The 14,534-nt window shown below is 60.0% G+C and carries 14 protein-coding genes; 8 read left to right on the top strand and 6 right to left on the bottom strand.

Annotated elements, in window-relative coordinates; genetic code table 11:
* Nucleotides 1–642: 642 nt before the first annotated feature.
* Together AC07SI_RS08690 and AC07SI_RS08685 are read right to left on the bottom strand one after the other, a co-directional pair.
* Nucleotides 643–1,080, bottom strand: a complete 438-nt coding sequence (locus tag AC07SI_RS08690; protein WP_495005551.1) for a T6SS immunity protein Tdi1 domain-containing protein — start codon at nucleotides 1,078–1,080, stop codon at nucleotides 643–645.
* Nucleotides 1,081–1,104: 24 nt separating this feature from the next.
* On the bottom strand, nucleotides 1,105–1,449 hold the full coding sequence (locus AC07SI_RS08685) for an FKBP-type peptidyl-prolyl cis-trans isomerase (RefSeq protein WP_106804481.1): 345 nt from the start codon (nucleotides 1,447–1,449) through the stop codon (nucleotides 1,105–1,107).
* 205 nt (nucleotides 1,450–1,654) lie between these two features.
* On the opposite strand from AC07SI_RS08685, the gene AC07SI_RS08680 reads away from it, so the two are divergent.
* Nucleotides 1,655–2,542, top strand: coding sequence for a nitrilase family protein (locus AC07SI_RS08680; RefSeq protein ID WP_495005550.1), 888 nt, complete (start codon nucleotides 1,655–1,657; stop codon nucleotides 2,540–2,542).
* A gap of 139 nt (nucleotides 2,543–2,681) precedes the next feature.
* On the opposite strand, the gene AC07SI_RS08675 is transcribed toward AC07SI_RS08680, so the two are convergent.
* Nucleotides 2,682–3,650: a hypothetical protein gene (locus tag AC07SI_RS08675; protein ID WP_495005549.1), complete on the bottom strand. Its 969-nt coding sequence runs from the start codon at nucleotides 3,648–3,650 to the stop codon at nucleotides 2,682–2,684.
* Between the two features lie 174 nt (nucleotides 3,651–3,824).
* On the opposite strand from AC07SI_RS08675, the gene AC07SI_RS08670 reads away from it, so the two are divergent.
* Both AC07SI_RS08670 and AC07SI_RS08665 read left to right on the top strand, forming a co-directional pair.
* Nucleotides 3,825–5,321, top strand: coding sequence for a PAS domain S-box protein (locus AC07SI_RS08670; RefSeq protein ID WP_120448102.1), 1,497 nt, complete (start codon nucleotides 3,825–3,827; stop codon nucleotides 5,319–5,321).
* A 131-nt stretch (nucleotides 5,322–5,452) separates the two neighbouring features.
* A complete protein-coding gene (locus AC07SI_RS08665; RefSeq protein WP_065905564.1) occupies nucleotides 5,453–5,725 on the top strand; it encodes a DUF1652 domain-containing protein in 273 nt (90 codons plus the stop codon).
* On the opposite strand, the gene AC07SI_RS08660 is transcribed toward AC07SI_RS08665, so the two are convergent.
* Both AC07SI_RS08660 and AC07SI_RS08655 read right to left on the bottom strand, forming a co-directional pair.
* Nucleotides 5,688–6,881, bottom strand: a complete 1,194-nt coding sequence (locus AC07SI_RS08660; protein ID WP_120448101.1) for an MFS transporter — start codon at nucleotides 6,879–6,881, stop codon at nucleotides 5,688–5,690. The two genes, AC07SI_RS08665 and AC07SI_RS08660, sit on opposite strands and share 38 nt — an antisense overlap.
* Before the next feature lie 77 nt (nucleotides 6,882–6,958).
* On the bottom strand, nucleotides 6,959–7,267 hold the full coding sequence (locus tag AC07SI_RS08655) for an RcnB family protein (protein WP_065905562.1): 309 nt from the start codon (nucleotides 7,265–7,267) through the stop codon (nucleotides 6,959–6,961).
* A 132-nt stretch (nucleotides 7,268–7,399) separates the two neighbouring features.
* Between AC07SI_RS08655 and AC07SI_RS08650 the strand changes: the two genes are divergently transcribed.
* Genes AC07SI_RS08650 through AC07SI_RS08630 form a run of 5 tightly spaced genes read left to right on the top strand, consistent with a single transcriptional unit; the run spans nucleotide 7,400 to nucleotide 12,916 of the window.
* Nucleotides 7,400–8,005, top strand: coding sequence for a LemA family protein (locus AC07SI_RS08650; protein WP_495005548.1), 606 nt, complete (start codon nucleotides 7,400–7,402; stop codon nucleotides 8,003–8,005).
* Between the two features lie 20 nt (nucleotides 8,006–8,025).
* Nucleotides 8,026–9,843, top strand: coding sequence for a M48 family metalloprotease (locus tag AC07SI_RS08645; protein ID WP_495005547.1), 1,818 nt, complete (start codon nucleotides 8,026–8,028; stop codon nucleotides 9,841–9,843).
* A 44-nt stretch (nucleotides 9,844–9,887) separates the two neighbouring features.
* On the top strand, nucleotides 9,888–10,445 hold the full coding sequence (locus AC07SI_RS08640; RefSeq protein WP_065905559.1) for a helix-turn-helix domain-containing protein: 558 nt from the start codon (nucleotides 9,888–9,890) through the stop codon (nucleotides 10,443–10,445).
* Nucleotides 10,446–10,456: 11 nt separating this feature from the next.
* Nucleotides 10,457–11,803: a glutamine synthetase family protein gene (locus tag AC07SI_RS08635; protein WP_065905558.1), complete on the top strand. Its 1,347-nt coding sequence runs from the start codon at nucleotides 10,457–10,459 to the stop codon at nucleotides 11,801–11,803.
* Nucleotides 11,804–11,818: 15 nt separating this feature from the next.
* The gene (locus tag AC07SI_RS08630) at nucleotides 11,819–12,916 is read left to right on the top strand and encodes a DNA alkylation repair protein (protein WP_495005546.1); all 1,098 of its coding nucleotides are present in this window, start codon (nucleotides 11,819–11,821) and stop codon (nucleotides 12,914–12,916) included.
* A gap of 713 nt (nucleotides 12,917–13,629) precedes the next feature.
* Here the strand turns inward: AC07SI_RS08630 and AC07SI_RS08625 are convergent.
* A complete protein-coding gene (locus tag AC07SI_RS08625) occupies nucleotides 13,630–14,523 on the bottom strand; it encodes a LysR family transcriptional regulator (RefSeq protein ID WP_120448095.1) in 894 nt (297 codons plus the stop codon).
* Nucleotides 14,524–14,534 lie beyond the last annotated feature (11 nt).

Here is a 14,534-nt window from a genome sequence, read left to right as displayed (position 1 = left end):
GTTACTGCCAGCCAAATTTACGGATGTAGAAGCCTTTCACCGCCTGGATCAGCGCCATATACGCCAGCAGATCAGCGGCAGGCGACGGAAATACCGGGCGATGTGCCGATTCCGCAGGAAACCGGCAAACAACGCTTTGAGCAGAATGAGTCTCATGGTGTAACTCCTGCGCGAGGAAACCTGCAGGCAGGTACGACCGGCTGCACCCTGCCCGTTCTACAGGCACAGTCAGCTCGGCCCGCCTGCCGCAAAAAGGCAGGCGCGTCCGTAGCATCCCGAGGTCAGTCAGGTGCTGGTCAGCGTCGATGAGAGGGATCGGACAGGCGCCAGGACTGGCTGCTGTCGGGAAGCCGCTTCTCGCTTTGTTGGCGAGACAACGGCATCAGGAAAATGCGCGTTACCTTGCCAAGTATGTGCCGGTTACCGAAACCGGCCGACTACTGTCACTCGAACAAGTACCCACTGAGGGTCTCCGCTATTGATGAAAACGCGCGAAGCTTACGCCCCGTTTACGCGGGAGTAAACCGTAGGAAAGCTTCCGCAAGGTGGATAAGAGGATTCTTCAGGGAGGGTTCAGCAAGCCGCCGAGGGGCCATTCAGCCACACCCTGGACGTCGATGGAACGCTGCCTTTTTTCAATGACTAGTCGACAAGCCTGAGCTTCAACTGGGCACCGTCGGGCAAATCCTTTATCTCCCGTGCCAGATCACCGCAGAACCGAAGCTGCTCAACATGATCCAGGCATCGCACATTGTCGATAACGTACTCGCCGCCCAATACCGGCGAAATAACCCAATGATAAACCTGGCCAGGCGCCAACGGCCCCAGGGCCTCCTCGGCCTGCTCCACCATGGGTTGCAGATACCAGTCGCGCAAAAATGCCTGATCCCTGGAAACCTCGTCCAGCACGGCACGCGTCTGCGCAATAACCTCGCAATAAAGCGCTTCAGGACACAGCCGCCAATAGCGTCCCTGCGAATCCTTGATCATCACATTGCCAAAGGCGGTGGTCCCGACGACCTCGACGGGATCAATGCCGACCCACCCCCAGCTGTCGCGAATAGCTTGAATCAACGGCATGCAGCCTCCCGGTTCAAAAGCACTTCAATCATCGCGCGTCAGCACTTCCAACAACTCAATCTCGAAGCACAGATTGCTGTTGGGTTTGATATGCGCGCCCATCGACCGCTCGCCATACGCCAGGTGCGCCGGGACAAACAGCCTGCGCACGCCGCCGACCTGCATGCCCATCAGGCCCTGGTCCCAGCCCTTGATCACGCGGCCGGTGCCGATCACACACTGGAACGGCTTACCCCGCTCCCAGGACGAATCGAACACCGTGCCGTCTTCCAGGGTGCCGGTGTATTGAGTGGTGATCAGCGCCCCCTTGACCACGGCTTTGCCGGTGCCTGGGCGGATGTCGGTGACCTGGAGTTCGTCGTTGCTCATGGTGGGGCTCGTTGAAGGCATGAGGGGTGGGGTTTTCCCAGAATTGGGTGGGATTTGCAACCGCAAGAGCGGTGCAGGCTCTGCCAACCGATTTGCAGAGCTAACTGACAAGTGTCGCAGAAGCGCCTGGCTTATCACCTTTCGCTCAATCACCTCTTATGCAAGGCCAACCACTTCGGTTGTATTTTCCAAGAGGTCACCTGTCATGCCCCAAGCCATCAGCCCCGTTCGCGTTTCTGTTGTGCAATTCGATCCCCAGGTGGGTACGGACCATCGGTCTGCCAACCTGCGGCGTAGCCTGGAATTGGCCACTGAGGCCGTGAACGGCGGCGCCAATCTGATCGTGCTGCCGGAGCTATCAAGCTGCGGCTATTTCTTTGCTAACCGCCAGGACGCCTTTGATCACGCCGAAGTCATTCCAAACGGCCCAAGCGTGCGAGCCTGGATCGACTTTGCTTGCCGGCACCGGGTGTACCTGGCAGCGGGCTTGAACGAAATCGACGGCAGGCAACTGTTCAATACCGCTTTGCTGCTGGGCCCGGACGGCTTGATCGGCAAGTACCGCAAAGCCCATCTATGGAACCTCGAGAAGTTATGGTTCACCCCGGGAAACACTGGCTTCCCAGTCTTCGATACACCCATCGGGCGGATTGGCCTGCTGATCTGCTGGGACATCTGGTTTCCCGAAGTGCCGCGCATTCTCAGCCAACAAGGTGCCGATATCATTTGCAGCCTGAACAACTGGGCCTGGACACCTGCGCCGTTATTTGACGAAGCGGGCAAATGCATGGCGTCTTACCTGACGATGACGGCGGCGCACGTGAACAATGTGTTTATCGCCGCCGCCAGCAGAATCGGCGAAGAACGCGACGCGCGCTACCTGGGGTGTTCGTTGATCGCCGGGACCAATGGATGGCCAATTGGCAAAGTGGCCTCGGCTACTCGTGAGGAAATACTGTACGCCGACATTGATCTCAGCAGCGCGCGCAGTGCACCGATCTGGAATAGCCTCAACGACCTGCAGAGGGATCGGCGCGTCGACCTTTACGATCAGACGCTGGGGTATGTCCAGCACCGCGCGCTGCCGCGCTAACCAAAATGGCCTGGCGTACTCGCTCCTGTGGCGAGCGGGCTTGCCCCGCGTTGGGCTGCGCAGCAGCCCCCGCAACGCACCACTTGTTTGGACCGCTACGCGCCCCAACGGGAGCAAGCTCCCTCGCCACACCCAGCTTTTACGCCAACGGCACCCGACGCGTCGTCAGCGCCATACGCCCCACAAAGAAACTCAACGCCACACCCAGCAGCAACATCGCCAAGGTGCTCCAGGCTGCGCGGGACAGTTGCTTGGCCGCGACTTCGCCTGCTTCACGGGCTTTCTGCTCGGCCTGTTGCTTGAGCTCATCGACCTTCTGCATGGCTTGCTGATAGGCCTGGGCATAGTTGTCGACGATCTGCGTGGCTTCCTCTTTGCTCTTGCCGGTACGGGCGGCAACGATGTTGACCAGCGCGTCTTTATCGGCCGCGTTCAGCGCAGGCTCACCGGAGGCTTTGACGCGGTCGAACCACTGCTTGAGCGCATCACCGGCCAGGGCTGGATTGGTCGCGGCAGCCGTCGCCGACTGCTTGCCATCCGCTGCGGCCTGATCGGTTTTCTGCTCGACATTGGCCGGGTCCAATTCAGGCTTGCCGCTTTGCTTGAGCAGGGTATCGAGCTGAGCTTGCAGGCTATTCCAGTCCAGGTGGATGCCCTGCTCGTCCAGTTGCTGCTTGACGCTGTCACTGATGCCCGGCGCCGCGGCAGCGATGCCACTACCGGCGGCCGACAGGCCTTTGCCCACCACATTGCCAGCGGTACCGACCACGCTCGCGGCCAGGCCTGCCAGCAGCCAGGTGGTGAATAACGTGGTCAGGGTCCAGGTCAGCACGCCATGCAGGCCGCCGCGATCCGGTGCCGTACGCCCGGCCACAAAGGCACCCACGGCGATGGCGATCAACGTCGACACAAATAGCCAGATGCCGGCGCCCGTGCCGAAACCGCTCAACGGATTGCCCGCCTGCATCGGGTTGACGGCGCTGGCGCCAATTGCAGTGCCGAGGACACTGAGCACCAGGTAGGTCACCAGGGCAATTGCACTACCCGCGAGTACGGAACTCCAGGACACGCGAAACGGCGAACGGTTGGTTTCATAGACAGTGGTCATGATTGATCCTTTTGCAGTAATTGACCGTCTCAGTCTGGCCAGCCACGTGCCCGCTCGTCCCCGCGCAAATGCACCAGGCCATCTGGTGCATTCGCACCCCGGTGCAGGCAATTGCTCTGCACTATCCTGACGCCTGGGTGTCGTACTTTCATGCGTCCAGAACCCGGAGAAACCATGACCCAGGATGTCCTCGCCAAAGAAACCAATCGTCGCCAACTGCAGCAGATCATCTCCGGGCTGTCCGACGGGATAATCCTCGCCGAGGTCGACCAGACCATCCTCTGGGCCAACGATGCCGCCCTGGCCATGCATGGGGTGGATGAGGTCGCGGCATTGGGCGCCGATACCCGCGAATACGCCGAACGCTTCAGCCTGCGCTATCGCAACAACCATCCCGTGCCGCTGGAAAACTACCCCCTCGCCCGTGCGGCGGCGGGTGATGAATTCAGCGATGTGGTGGTGGAAGTCACCCCCACCGCCGACGAACACAAGACCTGGGTCCACCGCCTGCGCAGCCTGGTGATCAGCGATTCCCACGGCGAGCCCGAGTTGCTGGTACTGATCCTCAGCGACGCCACCGAGTGGGCCAGCGCCGAGCAGCGCTTCGAGAAAACCTTCAACGCCAACCCGGCGCCTGCGGTGATCTGCCGCCTGAGCGACCTGCGCTATATCAAGGTGAACCAGGGTTTCCTGGAGATGACCGGCTACAACCGCGACCAGGTCATCGGCCGCTCGGTGTATGAGCTGGACGTTCTGGAGCAGGCCGATCGCAAGGACCTGGCCATCCAGCGCCTGGGCGAAGGCGCGACCATCCCGCAGATGCAAGCCGAGCTGAAGCTGCCCGAAGGTGGCAGCAAACTGGTGATCGTCGCCGGCCAGCCGCTGGACATGAACGAGGAGGAATGCATGCTGTTTTCCTTCACCGACCTGGAGCCACGCCGCAAGGCCGAGATTGCGCTGCGCCAGAGTGAAGAGCGCTTCGCCAAGTCGTTCCGCCTGACGCCTGTGCCGACCCTGGTGTGCAGCGCCGCCAACCGGCAGGTGGTGGACATCAACGAAGCCTTCATGACGATTACCGGGTACACCAGTGAGGAGCTCATCGGCAAGGCCATCGAAGAGATCCACTTCATCGACAGCGCCCCGGCGGCCGCCCAGGTGTTCGCCACCCTGGAGAAAGCCGGCAACCTCGATGGCCAGGACCTCAAGGTGCGCAAGAAAGGCAACGAAGTGATCGACTGCGTGCTTTCCGCCGACACCGTGGTCATCCAGGACGTGCCGTGCTACCTGCTGGTGATGATGAACATCACCGAGCGCAAGCGCTCGGAGCTGGAGCTGGTGGCTGCCATCGAGGAAGTGATGCAGGACGCCTCGTGGTTCAGCCAGACCCTCATCGAAAAACTGGCCAACGCCAAGAGCGTCAACAGCCCCAACCTGCCCAATGTGGCCTTCACCGACCTGACCGCGCGTGAGCGCGATGTGCTGGGCCTGATCTGCGAAGGCCTGGCCGACAAGGAAATCGCCTCGCGGCTGAAACTGGCACCCAATACGGTGCGTAACCATGTGGCCACGGTGTACTCAAAACTGGGGGTGCACAGCCGCAGTGCGGCGATTGTCTGGGCCCGTGAACGCGGGCTGTTTGCCGGTGAATTAAGGGTTAAAAGCAAGCGCTGAACATACAAATGCACTAGTCCAGCTAGTATGAATTCGCCTTATCGGATGGCGTACCGATCCCTAACCTTCAAGGGGTGAGCACAGGGCTTTGAACCTGTGCCGTCGTGAAACGACACCTTGAAGGAACCCTCATGTTTACGCTCTCTCAACTGCGAAATTGCATCGAAGAAGGCCTGGCGCCGCTGACATGCGAGTTCACCCTGTGCCGGGACGCCTCATTGACCCTCAAGGTCTATGACGCCGAGACCGGCCGGGTGGACCTGGTGGTGACGGGGATCAGCACCAACCGGCTGCAGACCCCGCAAGAAGTGGAAAAAATGGTGGAAGAATTGCGCTACGAACTGCAAAGCAACAACATGGGCAAGCTCACGCTGGATGACTTGCCTTCAACGACGAACCAATGAAGTAGAACACCCCACCCGCGACGATGAACGCCCCGAGCATGTAGAACATGTAGTGGGCCGGCAGGCTGGCCAGCACCAGCCCGCACAACACCGGCCCCAATGCTGCACCCAGGTTGGACAGGTTTTGCGCCCCGTAGTACATGCCCCGCAGGTGGTCCGGGGCAATCCGGTCGATAAACATGTACTCGGCCGGGAACACGATAATTTCCCCTACGGTGAACACCGCCATCGCCAGCACCCACCACAGCACGCTGGTGGACAGCGCGAACCCGATCAACCCCAGCATGAACATGCCCAGGCCGAAGATCAGCCATTGGCTGAGGTAACGGTGCGAGATGCGCCGGCCAATCACGTACTGCAAGGCAATCACCAGCACCGCGTTGGTGGTCAGCACCGCACTGATCACGGTGTAGGTGTATTCCGCGCTGGTGGTGGTCACCAGGTATTGCGACAGGTAGGCCGTGAACTGGCCGAACACCACGGCGCTGAGCAGGCCGCCGAGGGTAAAGCACACCAATCGATGGTCACGCAGCAACACACGGCCGACGGCCAGGAACGACACCGGCTTCTGCGCGACCTCGGCGGTGGCCAGGGTGCGATCGCCCCAGCGCCAGTACAGCAGGAAAAACCCCAACCCCAGCAACGCCGAAAGGATGAACGGCAGGCTGATATCCAGCTTGGCCACCATCGCGCCAAAGAACGGCCCCACGGCGTAACCGATGTTGGTCAGCGTGTACTTGATCGAAAACACTTCGCTGCGCGCCTCTTCCGGCAAGAGGCTGGCAAAGCCGGCCTTGACCGCAATGTCGATCACCGCGTAAGCCAAGTTGATCAGGATCAGGCAGCTGTAGAAGGCCCAGATATTCTGCGCGAGTACCGTGCCAATAAAACCCAGCACAAACACCACGCTCAAGCCGAGCAGCAGCCGATAGCTGTTGATGCGGTCGACCAGGAAGCCGCCGTACACGCTGAGCAGCGAACCGACGATCAGCGAGCTGCCGATCACCAGGCCGACCTGACTGATGTCGAGGGCAAAGTGGCTGGTGAGGTAAATGACCAGGTAGGGAAAGGTGATGGCCTTGGCCAACGTCAGCAACAACGTGGCGGACAGCAACAGGTTCACGGTGCGAGGGTAGTTTCTTATTGTGGCAAGCATCCTGCTCTCTTTCGGTCAAAGGTAACGCGACGTTTTATGGCCGGTTACCTTAACGCGGAGCAAGCAAAAAAGCCGGGCTATTTTTTGACTGGGGTGATTTCGAGGATGGTGCCGTTGGTGGTTTTCAGCAGCACGAACTTGTCGCCGACCCGCGCCCATTGGCTGTCGGCTTCAGGTTGCTTGAGGCCGCGCTTTTTCCAGTCGCTGACCGCCGACTCCTTGCGCATCAGGATGTCCGGGGCACGGTCGCCCTCTTTGAGATCGCGGGCGTTGATGTTGGAAGGCTGCACGGTTTCCTGGGGGGTATCACCCGCCTGTGCGACAAAACTGGCGGTGGACAGGCTGGCAGCGACCAGCAGGCAGGCGGCGAGGGTTTTGGACTTCATAGGTGCTCCTTCAATGAATGACGCGTACCCAGGTTCGGACCACGGGCGCACGAAATCATTCATGCAAGAAAAGCCTGACCGGTATTTATCAGCTAAGATCGCCGGCTTTCTTGTAGCGATAAGGACATCACAATGATCCTCACTGTTTTCCTGGTCATTTTCATCTGCGTCTCGAGTGTGATTACGCTCTATTTGATCAGCCTCTACAACCAACTGGTGAGTTTGCGCAACCGTTTCAAAAATGCGTTCAGCCAGATAGAAGTACAACTCAAGCGGCGCCATGACTTGATTCCCAACCTGGTCGAGACCGCCAAGGCTTATATGAGCCATGAGCGCGACACGCTGATGGCCGTCACCGAGGCGCGCAATGCTTCCGCAGCCTGCCTCAATGTCGCAGCGGCAGAACCTGGCAGCGCGCAGTCAATAGTGCACTTGGGCCAGACCGAGGGCCGACTCAACAGGGCCATGGATAAACTGAACATCTCGCTAGAAGCGTATCCGGACCTGCGTGCATCGGAAACCATGATGCAGTTGAACTACGAAATGACCAATACCGAAAACCGTATCGCCTTCGCCCGCCAGTTCTTCAATGACTCAGTGATGAACTACAACACCTTCCGGCAGAAATTCCCCACGGTGCTGATGGCGGAAGCGTTTGGCCATGGGGCAGACGCCACCTTGCTGGAGTTTGCCGACAGCGAGCAGATTCAAAATACTCCGGTCGTCTCCTTTATCTGATAGCCGCCACGGATGGCCGTATGAATTTTTTCGAAACCCAGGACCGCGCCAGGCGCGGCGCCAGGTATGGCATGCTGCTGATGGCCGCCATTGTGCTAAGCCCGGCGGTGTTTTGGGCGTATTCAGTGCCATCGCTCGGTAAGGTCTACTGGTATTACCACCTGGTTTTTTGCTTGGTGATAATTTTCGTCATGGCGGCAGCCTGTTGGTACCAGAGCCACAGGTTCTGTGATAGCAGCGACTCCATTTCCATGGATTTTGGCGGGCACCTTATCAGCCTGCAGCCAGAAGAAGGTGATCGCTGGGTGCTGGATATTGTCGAGGAAATGGCCATTGCCTCCGGCAGCCAGGTACCCATGGTTTACGTGCTTCTAGATCAAGAAGGCATCAATGCCTTTTCCCCCGGGTTCACACCGCAGGATTCAGCCATTGCGGTGACCTACGGCGCGACGGTTTTGCTTAACCGTGAAGAAATGCAAGCGCTGGTTGCCCATTTGTTCTGCCAGATTCATAACAACGACATGCGCATGGATATACGCATGGTGGGGCTGGATACGGGCGCATTGGTCTTGGCTTTCCTGATGGCGCTATCAACCGCCGGTAGTTTTTTACTGTTCGGATTCGGCTGGTGTGCACTCGTTCTTTTCGCCACATCCCGTATTGCTCGCCAGCGCAAATACCTGGCCGACGCCACGGCAGCACAGCTCACTCGCAACCCCCAGAGCGTGGCGAGTGTGCTGAAGAAAATTGAAGGATATGAATACGGGTCACTGCTCAGAGGCGAAGAGACATCTCTTTTCCTTTCGACGTTCTTTGCAGCCCCCTTCGAAACGTTCAGAGATCATTTTGCCTCGCCCCATCCTTCACTTGAAAAACGCATCAAACGCCTCGATCCGGGCTGGGACGGCGAGTACCCGTATGTCCCAACGCTGGCCTCGCTGGTAGGCAGCGATGAGGCTACCGCCGAGAATCGACGCCGGTGGCAGGAGCTCGGGGCAATCTCTACGGCTGTCCGTCGAAAGGGCGAGGAAACCACCGCAGCGCACCTGTACCAAACCCAGGTAAGCATGAGCAAGATTCCTGCAGAGGTGAGAGCAGCTGCACGCCACACTAGCGGTGCACAGGCGTTGATCTACCGGTTGCTGCTCTGCGCGAATGAGGACGCTCGAGCGCAGCAACTGAACTTTTTGCAAGGGGTTCCCGACCCGGAAGTCGTTCAGTTCTTGCAGGGTTTGAGCGAACCCATGACCGGCCTGGATGGCTACCTGCGCTTGCCACTGTTCGACTTGTGCACTCCCGCACTCAAGCATCTCGAAACCGACTCGTTCCAGCAGTTTACTCACAATATTTCGCTACTGATCCGAACCGATTACCGAACCTATCTGATGGGTCTGGCCCTGCTTCATATCCTCAATACCCAGGTTCTAGGTGCACCGAAAACCAAAGGCCGCTATCTGCTGCGCCAGTTGGAAAGGGATGTCACGCTATTGCTCAAGGTACTCGCGATCATCGGCCATAGAGGCGGTGCGCAGGCGCAGCTGGCTTATTCCCGGGCCTGTGAGGTATTGCCCTTCCATGTGCCCCCAACGAATAGGGTTGATGGCAGCGAAGAACTGGACGCGGTAGAGATTGCCTTGAAAAGGCTGCCCGAACTCAAGCAACAGGATAGGGACATCCTGATGGACGCAATCGCTGTCTGTATTGAGCACGACGGTCGTATAACCCATGAAGAAATAGAGCTGATGCGAGCGATTGCCAACATTCTGGACTGCCCGATGCCGGCAAGGTTTCAGACGCCATCACTCAAAGACACTTGCGCGACGCCATTGCCTCCATGAAATTAATCCTGTAATTTTTCATGAAATTATTTGATATAAATTTCATGAACCAACAAGAAGAACTCGACGCCCTGGCGATCCTGATTCACGACCTGCGCAAACACAAGAAGCTCACCCTCGCCCAATTGGCGCAGAAGATCGAGCGTTCCGTAGGTTTCCTGTCCCAAGTGGAACGCGGCTTGTCGCGGCCTACCGTGGCCGACCTGACCGCGATCAGCCACGCCCTCGACGTGCCCACCACGTATTTCTACAGCCTGTCCAAACCCAAGGCCGTGAGCTGGGTGACCCGCCCCAATGAGCGGCGGACGGTGTATTACGCCAACGGCATCACCGACATCCTCGTCTCGCCGAGCATGAATGGCGCGTTCTCGATGCTCGACAGCCTGTTGGCCCCCGGCGCCAACAGCGGCGAGCAAACCATGAGCGACCGTGCCGAACAGGCCGGTTTTGTACTTGAAGGCGAGTTGACCTTGTGGGTCGAGGGTGAGGCCGACTCGGTCACCCTCGGCCCTGGTGACAGCTTCCACCTGGCCAGCTTTGCCCATTGCCGCTACGCCAACCTGACCGATCTGCCCGCCCGCGTGCTGTGGGTCTACAACTAGGAGCAACACCCGTGAAAAGCCAATCTTCCACGTTGCTGGCCGAAGTACGGACCTTTCGCCAGAACCATCCCGACGTGCGGTATGTGGACCTGATCGCCCTGGATATCCCAGGGCATTTCTACGGCAAGCGCTACCCGATAGAGATGCTCGAAAAAGTCGCCGCCGGCAGCCCCCTGAAGCTGCCACAGAACGCCGTGCTGCTGGGGACTCAAGGCGGGCTGTTCAAGATTGGTGACTATTGCTTCCATGACGGCGATCCGGACGCCAACCGCCGCCTGGTGCCGGGCACGCTCAAGCCGGTGAGTTGGGAATCGCAGCCGTTGGGCCAGATGCTGATCACCTCCGACGGCACCGACGCTCCGATCGAATTCGAGCCCCGCGAAGTCCTGGCCAAGGTGCTGGAGCGCCTGCAGCACAAAGGCATTCACCCAGTGGTGGCGTTCGAACTGGAGTTTTACCTGTTCGACAAAAAGCTCGACAACGGCCTGCCGCAATTCGCGCGCGACCCGCTGAGCGAGGATGCCGACGACCAGCCGAACCTGCATATCGACCGGCTCTCGCGTTTCAGTGAAGTGCTCGACGATATGGCGCAGACCGCCAAGGACCAGGGTATCGACATCACGGTGATCACGGCCGAGATCGGCCCCGGCCAGTTCGAGATCAATTTCGGCCACCTCGACGATGGCCTGCGCGCCGCCGACTGGGCCGCCCTGTTCTGCCGCAGCACCCGCGGCGTGGCGTTGAAGCATGGCCACCGCGCCAGCTTCATGGCCAAGCCTTACCTGCAATACCCCGGCAGCGGCATGCATGTGCATGTGAGCCTGTATGACGGCGCTGGCAATAACCTGCTGGCCGCCCATCAGCAGCAACCGCTGCGCCATGCGGTGGCCGGCTGCCTGGAACTGCTGCCGCACTGCATGCCGATCTTCTCGCCCAACCACAACGCCTTCCGCCGCCTGGGTGGCACGGTCAACGCGGCGACCCGCGCCAGCTGGGGCTTTGAGGACCGCGATGCGTGCGTGCGCATTCCCGAATCCGACCCGCGCAACCTGCGCATCGAGCACCGCCTGGCCAGCGCCGACGCCAATCCGTACCTGGTGCTGGCGGCCATCCTGGCCGGGCTGGAACATGGCCTTGAGGCCAAGCGCGAACCCATCGCGCCGTTGAACGAGGACCGCAACAGCGGCACCGACTTCCCCCTGGAAATGCTCGACGCCGTGCGCGCCATGCAGCATCAACCGGTCGTGCGCGATAAGCTGGGCGCCGAATTTGTCGACGTATACTGCGAAAACAAACGCCAGGATCACCTGGCCTTCCAGCAAGAGATCAATGCGCGCGAATACCGCTGGTTTCTCTGACCCCATGGATAACCGATGACCGACCAAAGCGCCCCGGCCCTGAAGGAAATTTTCAACGTCGAACGCCTGCAGCACATCGCCCGCGAGATGAGCGCGGTGTACCCGGCGTTCGACGCCAAGGGTTTTCTCAAGCACGCCAAGGCCGGGCTGGCGCAGTTGTCGGTTATGCAGCGCATGGCGCGGGTCAGCGAGAGCCTGCACGCGGTGATCCCGCTGGAGTATGCGCAGACCCTCAAGCTGCTCTACGCGCTGGCCCCGCGGCTGAACAGCGCATTTGTCAGCCTGTTCCTGCCGCATTACGTGGCGAGTTACGGCCAGGCTGACTTCAAGCGTTCCATGGCCGCGCTCAAATACTTCACGACGTTTGGTTCGGCGGAATTCGCGATCCGCCACTTTCTGCTGAATGATTTCGCGCGCACGCTGGCGGTGATGCAAGCCTGGTCGCTGGACGACAACGAACACGTGCGCCGCCTCGCCAGCGAAGGCTCGCGCCCGCGCCTGCCCTGGTCGTTTCGCCTGGCCAAGGTGCAGGCCAACCCCGAGCTGTGCGCGTCGATCCTCAATAATCTCAAGGCCGACAGCAGCCTGTATGTGCGCAAATCCGTCGCCAACCATCTCAACGACATCACCAAGGACCACCCGGACTGGGTACTCGACCTGATAGAGGGCTGGAACCTCGACAATCCCCACACCGCCTGGATCGCCCGCCACGCGCTGCGCAGCCTGATCAAGCAAGGCAACACCCGCGCGCTGACCATCATGGGCGCCGGCGCCAAGGCCGACGTGAAGATTCAGCACCTGAGCGTCACGCCGGCAGTGATCACGCTGGGCGAACGCATCACCCTGTCATTCAGCCTGGAATCCACCGCCGCCACCGCGCAGAAACTGGTGGTGGACTACGCCATCGACTACGTCAAAAGCGCCGGGCACAGCGCGGCCAAAGTCTTCAAGCTCAAGGCATTCACGCTGGGCGCGGGTGAACAGCAACGTATCAGCCGCGAGCAACACATCCGCGAATTGACCACCCGCAAGCACTATCCGGGCAAGCATACCGTGCACGTGATGGTGAATGGTGAACGCCTGGGCAGTGCTGACTTCGTATTGCGCGACTGACGCAGGTTGCGCAACACCCCAGGTCCACTGGGGGATTGAAGTGGGCCTAGGCACCCGGGTGTACGCAGGTCAAATGTGGGAGATGGCTTGCCTGCGAAAGCGGTAGATCAGGCACCGAATGCATCAACTGACAGCCCGCCATCGCGAGCAAGCCCGCTCCCACAGGGGGATCTGGGCATGGCTTGGGCTACCGGGTGTAAGCAGATCAAATGTGGGAGCTGGCTTGCCTGCGAAAGCGATAGATCAGGCACCGAATGCATCAACTGCCAGCCCGCCTTCGCGAGCAAGCCCGCTCCCACAGGGGGATCCGTATGCCTCGAGCTCCCGGGTGTAAGCAGATGAAATGTGGGAGCTGGCTTGCCTGCGAAAGCGGTAGATCAGGCACCCACTGCATCAACTGACAGCCCGCCTTCGCGAGCAACCCCGCTCCCACAGGGGGATCCGGGTATGCCTCGGGCTCCCGGGTGTAAGCAGATCAAATGTGGGAGCTGGCTTGCCTGCGAAAGCGGTGGGTCAGGCACCCACTGCATCAACTGACAGCCCGCCTTCGCGAGCAAGCCCGCTCCCACAGGGGGATCCGGGTATGACTCGGGGCCTCGGGTGTAAGCAGATCAAATGTGTGGCTTGCCTGCGAAAGCGGTAGATCAGGCACCGAATGCATCAACTGACAGCCCGCCATCGCGAGCAAGCCCGCCGTTTTCGAGCCGGTTTCTTCAGGCAGCTTCGCCAAGCAACAACCCCTGCTCCCGCGCACACAACTCCACCACGTAATCCCACAACACCCGCAGTCGCACCGACTTGTGCAGTTCACGCCGCGAACTGATCCAGTAGCTGCGCTGGATACTCTCTGCCGGCAGCAACGGCACCAGGTCCGGGTCGCCAGAAGCCATGAAGCACGGCAGCACGGCAATCCCCAAGCCTGACCGTGCAGCCTGGTGTTGGGCGATGACGCTGGTGCTGTGGAACACCACCTTGGGGTTACGACAGAAGCTGCTGAGGAATTTCAGTTCCTGGCTGAACAACAGATCGTCGACGTAATCGATCCATGAATGGGCGGCGAGGTCTTCGCGCTTTTCGATCGGCGGATTGCGCGCAAGGTAGGCGCGGCTGGCGTAGAGCGCGAGGCGATAGTCGGTGAGTTTGCGCGTGACCAGTTGATCGACGCTGGGGCGTTCGAGGTGGATGCTGATTTCCGCTTCGCGGTTGAGAATGCTGACGAAACGCGGCACCGCGAGCAGTTCCACCTCCAACCCGGGATAGCGTTCAAACAGCCCGCCCATGCGACCGGCGAGGAACATTACGCCTAAGCCCTCGGCCACGCCGAGGCGGATCTTGCCCAAGGGCGCGGCGGAATGGGTGAGTTCGTCTTCGGCCAGCAGCGCCACGTTTTCCATGGCCTCGGCATGCTTGAGCAAGGCTTCGCCGGCCGGAGTCAATTCATAGCCCTGGGCGTGTTGCACGAACAGCGCGGTGCCGAGGCTCTTTTCGATCGCCTCGATATGCCGGGCCACCGTGGCATGCGTCGTCTTCAAGCGTTGCGCGGCGGTGAGCAGGCGGCCGCTGCGCTGCAACTCGAGAAAATACCGCAGGTCATTCCAGTCGAACATTCAGCCTCCCT

The organism is Pseudomonas sp. GW821-FHT05D12 (genome assembly GCF_059419825.1).
Note: the sequence above shows the minus strand (reverse complement) of the source record. Positions and strands in the feature narration are given on the sequence as shown.

Excerpts from the sequence above, each read along its gene's own strand:
- AC07SI_RS08655 (WP_065905562.1), bottom strand. The coding sequence starts at position 7,267 with ATGAAGTCCAAAACCCTCGCCGCCTGCCTGCTGGTCGCTGCCAGCCTG.
- AC07SI_RS08690 (WP_495005551.1), bottom strand. The coding sequence starts at position 1,080 with ATGCCGTTGATTCAAGCTATTCGCGACAGCTGGGGGTGGGTCGGCATT.
- AC07SI_RS08685 (WP_106804481.1), bottom strand. The coding sequence starts at position 1,449 with ATGAGCAACGACGAACTCCAGGTCACCGACATCCGCCCAGGCACCGGC.
- AC07SI_RS08645 (WP_495005547.1), top strand. The coding sequence starts at position 8,026 with ATGAATTTTTTCGAAACCCAGGACCGCGCCAGGCGCGGCGCCAGGTAT.
- AC07SI_RS08670 (WP_120448102.1), top strand. The coding sequence starts at position 3,825 with ATGACCCAGGATGTCCTCGCCAAAGAAACCAATCGTCGCCAACTGCAG.
- AC07SI_RS08665 (WP_065905564.1), top strand. The coding sequence starts at position 5,453 with ATGTTTACGCTCTCTCAACTGCGAAATTGCATCGAAGAAGGCCTGGCG.
- AC07SI_RS08625 (WP_120448095.1), bottom strand. The coding sequence starts at position 14,523 with ATGTTCGACTGGAATGACCTGCGGTATTTTCTCGAGTTGCAGCGCAGC.
- AC07SI_RS08640 (WP_065905559.1), top strand. The coding sequence starts at position 9,888 with ATGAACCAACAAGAAGAACTCGACGCCCTGGCGATCCTGATTCACGAC.
- AC07SI_RS08630 (WP_495005546.1), top strand. The coding sequence starts at position 11,819 with ATGACCGACCAAAGCGCCCCGGCCCTGAAGGAAATTTTCAACGTCGAA.
- AC07SI_RS08675 (WP_495005549.1), bottom strand. The coding sequence starts at position 3,650 with ATGACCACTGTCTATGAAACCAACCGTTCGCCGTTTCGCGTGTCCTGG.
- AC07SI_RS08680 (WP_495005550.1), top strand. The coding sequence starts at position 1,655 with ATGCCCCAAGCCATCAGCCCCGTTCGCGTTTCTGTTGTGCAATTCGAT.
- AC07SI_RS08650 (WP_495005548.1), top strand. The coding sequence starts at position 7,400 with ATGATCCTCACTGTTTTCCTGGTCATTTTCATCTGCGTCTCGAGTGTG.
- AC07SI_RS08660 (WP_120448101.1), bottom strand. The coding sequence starts at position 6,881 with ATGCTTGCCACAATAAGAAACTACCCTCGCACCGTGAACCTGTTGCTG.